Genomic DNA, 5,108 nt, shown 5'->3' on the forward strand with positions numbered 1-5,108 from the left:
ATTCCAGTGATCCCCCTCAGAGGTCTGGGCAATATCCCTCCTACCCAAATCCACGCCCATTGCCTTGACGGCGTGCTCCGGCTCTGGTGCTTCAGACTCCACGCCAATCTGGATGTAGTAGGAACCGTCTTGGCGTTTGACCAACGTGGCTGCTTTGGGATGAGAGCCTGCTAGCCTGCCACGCTGGTAGTGACCTATATCTAGCTCAAAGCGTTCGCGTCGGTGGTCAGCGACACCGTCGGATCCTTTGAAAGGGAGGAGAGAAGTCAACCCAAGCAGACCCCTAGGCTAGCGAGAGTAGAGACCGGCCAATGGCTTCAGCTCCTCCAGTAGGGGACAGCTCAGGAAGGCTGTAACTTCAACTGTCTGCTTCCGTGGGGTGGTCAGTGAAGGGGTGGCTGCGAATAAAGTCTTTGGGCGTTACGTTTTCCACAAACTTGCGGAAGGCCTCCCGCTCTGCTTCGTCAGCATCTTGGTTCATCGGGATCGAGGCTTCCGCGATTACCTCTTCTACAGTCCAGATGGGGGCATGGGCCCGCAGGGCAAGGGCAATGGCATCGCTGGGGCGGCAGTCAATCTCCTGCTTTTTATCGCCGCAGACTGTAACAAGCACTGCATAGAAGGTATTGTCCAGCAGGGCATGGATGATAACCCGCTCCAGCTTGATCCCCCAAGCTTTCCAGGAGTTCAGAATAAGGTCATGGGTCATAGGGCGGAGGGGCTTTTGGTCGTCCAGCGCCTGCAGAATGGCGTTGGCCTCCGCTCTTCCTACCCAGATGGGTAGGGCACGCCGCTCATGGGTATCGCGCAAGATGACAATGGGAGCCTGGTTGACAGCGTCGACCGCGATCCCAGCCACATGCATCTCGATCATGAGCACTCGCCTCCAGCCTTTAGACCTCGATCGTATCCACTGGTAGCAAACTTTGGCAACACAACATGGGCTCGGTTCGTAAATCACTTGAAGTGGCCCTCATCGGTGGCAGCAGCGAAAGCCGCAGCTTGGCCCACGTCCTCAGCCATGAGGGGATCCCTTGGATAGCCACCGTCACCACCGAGGGGGCCAGAAGGCTATATCGGGATTTGCCGGGGCAAGTGATAGTTACCCGATTTTCGCCCCTATCTTTGTTACAGTTTCTACAGGAACACGGGATCCGCGTGCTGGTGGATGCTTCCCATCCCTTCGCCCAAGAGATCTCGCAACTGGCCATGCAGGTGACCGCCCAACTGGGGATCCCCTACCTGCGCTACGAGCGCCCCCCGGTGGCGTTGGATCCCTGGGTACAGGTAGCGTCAGACTGGCAGGTGTTGCTCACGGATGGCGTACTGGCAGGGCGGCGGGTGCTGCTAACGGTGGGGGTGAAGGCATTGCCCCTGTTTGTGCCCTGGCAGGATCGCTGCCAACTGTGGGCGCGGGTGCTGCCAGAGTCGGTTCCCCGGGCAGTGCAAGCCGGGATCCCTGCCGAGCGGGTGATTGGGATGCGCTTGCCCCTCAGCTTGGAGCAGGAACTGCAGCTTTGGCAGAGGCTGGAGCCCCAAGTGGTTATTAGTAAGGACTCTGGAGAAGCTGGTGGCCTGGCCATCAAGCAGGCTGTGGCTAAAACTCTGGGGATTCCCCTGTGGGTAATCCAACGGCCACTCTTAAGCTACCCCTGGTGTAGTCAAGACTTGGCCGAGGTGGTGCGGGAGTGCCAACGTCGGTTGGAGGGGACTTAGAACGGCTCCTCTGCAGGCAGGTCAGGCTCGCGATCTTGACGGGATCCCAGCAATTCCAGCCGATCCACGGCGATGATCGGCCTCTGGCGATCCTCCCCAGTGGTTCGATCTTTCCAGCGATCGAACTTGAGGCTGCCTGTTACCCCGATGAGGCTGCCCTTGCGCACATATTCTCCGGCCACTTCAGCGGTGCGCCCCCACAGCTCCAGGTTGAACCAATCGGGCTTGTCCTCTCCTTTGCGGAAGCGGTTGACCGCCAAGCTAAAGGTACACACCACCTTGCCCGACTCAAAGTAGCGCACCTCTGGATCCATTCCGGCTCTCCCCACCAGGGTCACCAGGTTTAGGCTCATGGGCTTTTCTCCAGACAGTCTGTGGCTTTCAGCCTTCAGTTGTAGCGCTTACAAGGGATCCCTGTCATCTTGCCACAGGCTTAGGGATAACTTTCAGCCTATCTTCCGATTCTCCTGCGGGGATCCCGGTTGATCGGGAGGAAAAATCTTTGCTCTCATGGATTGGGTGACTGCAGGGGGGCGCTGATTGTGTTGCAAAGATTTACAATATCAGAAGCCCCAGAGCAACTGCCGGCCTCTGACCCGTAGACAGATTCCCACCGGCCAGCAGGGAGGGTTCACTACCGCAAGAGAACGCATTCAGCAGTATCCCATGGAATTCATCTACGTATACGCCTGGTTGATCCCCGTCTATCCCCTGGTGGCAGCCTTTTTGCTTGGCCTAGGCATCCTGGTGTTCAACGCCTGGACAAGGGCCAACCGCTCTCTAGCCGCCTTTTTGAGTGTGTTCGCAACGGGGACGGCGATGGTTCACGCCTTTGCCCTCTTGGCCAGCCAACTGCAGGGCCATGAAACCGTCCTCAGAACCATCACCTGGGCCCAGGCGGGATCCTTCTCGCTGGACATGGGCTTTGTAGTCGACCACCTCAGCGCCATGATGCTGGTGGTGGTGACCACCGTGGCCTTCTTGGTACAGATCTACTCCGATGGCTACATGGCCCAGGATCCCGGCTATGTACGTTTCTACGCCTACCTGAGTCTGTTCGCCTCCTCGATGCTGGGCCTGGTGCTCAGTCCCAACCTGGTACAGATCTACATCTTCTGGGAGCTGGTGGGGATGTGCTCCTACCTGCTGATCGGCTTTTGGTACGAGCGGCAGGCAGCGGCAGAGGCAGCTCAGAAGGCATTTGTCGTCAACCGGGTGGGCGACTTTGGCCTGTTGCTGGGCATTTTGGGCTTTTACTGGATTGCCGGCACTTTTGGGTTCGAGGAACTGGCCCGCAATGTGGAGCAGATGGTCGCCAACGGCTCGGTGAGCAGCAGCTTGGTTGCCCTGTTTGCCCTCTTGGTGTTCTTGGGGCCGGTGGCCAAGTCGGCTCAGTTCCCGCTGCACGTGTGGCTGCCGGATGCCATGGAAGGTCCCACGCCTATTTCGGCCCTCATCCACGCGGCCACCATGGTCGCTGCCGGAGTATTCCTGTTGGCACGTATGTTCCCAGTGCTGGAAGGGATCCCGGCAGTCATGAACCTCATTGCCTGGACAGGGGCGGGCACGGCTTTCTTGGGGGCCAGCATCGCCATCACCCAAAACGACATCAAAAAGGGCCTGGCCTACTCCACCATCTCCCAACTGGGCTACATGGTCATGGCCATGGGATCCGGCGCCTATGGGGCGGGCTTATTCCATCTGATGACCCACGCCTACTTCAAGGCGCTGCTCTTTTTGGGCTCTGGCTCCGTAATTCATGGCATGGAGGCGGTGGTGGGCCACGACCCGGTTTTGTCCCAGGACATGCGCCTGATGGGAGGGCTGCGCAAATACATGCCAGTTACGGCCATCACGTTTTTGATTGGCACACTGGCCATCTGTGGGATCCCGCCCTTTGCCGGCTTTTGGTCTAAAGATGAGATTTTGGCTGCGGTTTTTGAGCACAACCCAGCCCTCTGGGGGGTGGGCTTCCTCACGGCGGGGATCACCGCCTTCTACATGTTCCGCATCTACTTCCTCACCTTTGAAGGGGAGTTTCGCGGCACCAACCTGAGACTGCGGCAGGAGGTAGCCGTCAGCCAGGGCCGACCGGTGCCGGCTTTTGCCTACGCTTTTGCCGGGAAAGAGCCGGCCTTTGGCCCCGGTGCCATGAACATTTACGAAAAGCCCCAGCCCAGCAGCCATCCTGAAGCTGTGGAAGACGGGCACGATGGGCATGGCCACGCTGCCGAGCCGCATGAGTCTCCCCTGTCGATGACGATTCCGCTGGTGGCGCTGGCGGTTCCTTCGGTGCTGATCGGCTTGGTGGGCACTCCCTTTGCCAACTTCTTTGAGGCCTTTATCCATCCGCCGGGCGAGACTGTGGCGGAGGCCGGATCGGTTTTGCCGCTGGTGGCAGCCGAGTGGCAAGCGGTGCTGGCTGGCCACTTCGATTGGACGGAGTTTTTGGTCATGGCGGGCAGCTCGGTAGGTATTGGGCTGATTGGCCTTGCCCTGGCCAGCCTGATCTACTGGCAGAAGCGCATCGATCCGAGCACCTTCCCCCAAAGCCTGCAGCCGCTCTACTACTTCTCGCTTAACAAGTGGTACATCGACGATCTCTACGATCGGGTCTTTGTGCAGGGCACTCGCTTTGTGGCGCGGGAAGCGCTGGAGGTGGACAGCCGCATTGTCGATGGGGTGGTCAACTTGACGGGCCTGGTGGCGATGGTCAGCGGCGAAGTGATGAAATACCTGGAAAACGGCAAGGCGCAGTTTTACGCTTTGATCATCTTTGCGGCGGTGGTGGTGATGGTAGTGCTTTCTGGGGTTGGGGTCTAGCCCATGGGCCAGAGGCTGATACAGGCCGCGGGATCCCGATACACCCGCAGCGCCGAGCGGGAAGGAAAGCGACGCAGCCAAATGCAGTAGTCGTCGCCGCCGCTGGCCAGCCAGCGATCCCCAGGAGCGCTGGCCACCGCCCCAATCCAGTTGCCGTGTTCGGGATGAACACTGAGAAGCTTTCCGGTGAAGGGATCCCAACGCTTGAGAGCGTAGTCCGCCCCGCCTTCCGCCAGTTACCGACCCTCAAGAGCTAGCTAATCTGCCGTTCGTGCTAGCGGGACGTAGTCCTTGAAGCCCCGCTCTGTACCCCCGTACATGGGGGGACTGGGGGTCGGTCGGAGTCGCTGGGGAGAGGCGGGAACATCCCAGTTGTGAATAGGTACAATACTCTCACCAGGAGAATTGCCTACCAGTGCCGCTTGCGCCCTATTCCCAGGCAAGTCGCCTGGATGGACGGCTGGCTGGAGTCGCTGCATAGGCAGTACAACTCTACAAAATTGAGCAGAAAGGTGGTCTGGTCTTGTTTCTTCCTACACAAACCCTCAAGCCGTCTCAGCGCTGTCCCA

5 protein-coding genes and 1 pseudogene are annotated in these 5,108 nt (G+C 59.1%); 2 read left to right on the forward strand and 4 right to left on the reverse strand.

Translation table 11 applies throughout. The annotated features are described in order from the left end of the window. Together NW841_RS11655 and NW841_RS11660 are read right to left on the reverse strand one after the other, a co-directional pair. A pseudogene (locus NW841_RS11655) lies at positions 1-219 on the reverse strand (RNA-guided endonuclease TnpB family protein); the annotation flags it as partial. A gap of 139 nt (positions 220-358) precedes the next feature. Further along, positions 359-874, reverse strand: coding sequence for a bifunctional nuclease family protein (locus NW841_RS11660; RefSeq protein WP_414366662.1), 516 nt, complete (start codon positions 872-874; stop codon positions 359-361). 65 nt (positions 875-939) lie between these two features. Here NW841_RS11660 and NW841_RS11665 point away from each other — a divergent pair, with 65 nt between their 5' ends. After that, complete coding sequence (locus NW841_RS11665) at positions 940-1,716, forward strand: cobalt-precorrin-6A reductase (protein WP_414366661.1); 777 nt, start codon at positions 940-942, stop codon at positions 1,714-1,716. Here the strand turns inward: NW841_RS11665 and NW841_RS11670 are convergent. Continuing rightward, positions 1,713-2,069 (reverse strand): single-stranded DNA-binding protein, encoded by a 357-nt coding sequence (locus tag NW841_RS11670; protein ID WP_414366659.1) that lies wholly within the window; start codon positions 2,067-2,069, stop codon positions 1,713-1,715. The two genes, NW841_RS11665 and NW841_RS11670, sit on opposite strands and share 4 nt — an antisense overlap. Before the next feature lie 313 nt (positions 2,070-2,382). Here NW841_RS11670 and NW841_RS11675 point away from each other — a divergent pair, with 313 nt between their 5' ends. Then, positions 2,383-4,539 carry an NAD(P)H-quinone oxidoreductase subunit 5 gene (locus NW841_RS11675; protein WP_414386511.1) on the forward strand — a complete coding sequence of 719 codons (2,157 nt, stop codon included), beginning with the start codon at positions 2,383-2,385 and terminating at the stop codon, positions 4,537-4,539. Here NW841_RS11675 and NW841_RS11680 read toward each other — a convergent pair. Continuing rightward, positions 4,536-4,676 carry a hypothetical protein gene (locus tag NW841_RS11680; RefSeq protein WP_414366655.1) on the reverse strand — a complete coding sequence of 47 codons (141 nt, stop codon included), beginning with the start codon at positions 4,674-4,676 and terminating at the stop codon, positions 4,536-4,538. The genes NW841_RS11675 and NW841_RS11680 overlap by 4 nt on opposite strands. Positions 4,677-5,108: the final 432 nt, after the last annotated feature.

This window comes from Synechococcus sp. H60.3 (assembly GCF_047462295.1).
Taxonomy (GTDB): domain Bacteria; phylum Cyanobacteriota; class Cyanobacteriia; order Thermostichales; family Thermostichaceae; genus Thermostichus.

Coding starts and splice junctions, on each gene's coding strand:
- NW841_RS11675 (WP_414386511.1), top strand. CDS start 2,383: ATGGAATTCATCTACGTATACGCCTGGTTGATCCCCGTCTATCCCCTG.
- NW841_RS11660 (WP_414366662.1), bottom strand. CDS start 874: ATGATCGAGATGCATGTGGCTGGGATCGCGGTCGACGCTGTCAACCAG.
- NW841_RS11665 (WP_414366661.1), top strand. CDS start 940: ATGGGCTCGGTTCGTAAATCACTTGAAGTGGCCCTCATCGGTGGCAGC.
- NW841_RS11670 (WP_414366659.1), bottom strand. CDS start 2,069: ATGAGCCTAAACCTGGTGACCCTGGTGGGGAGAGCCGGAATGGATCCA.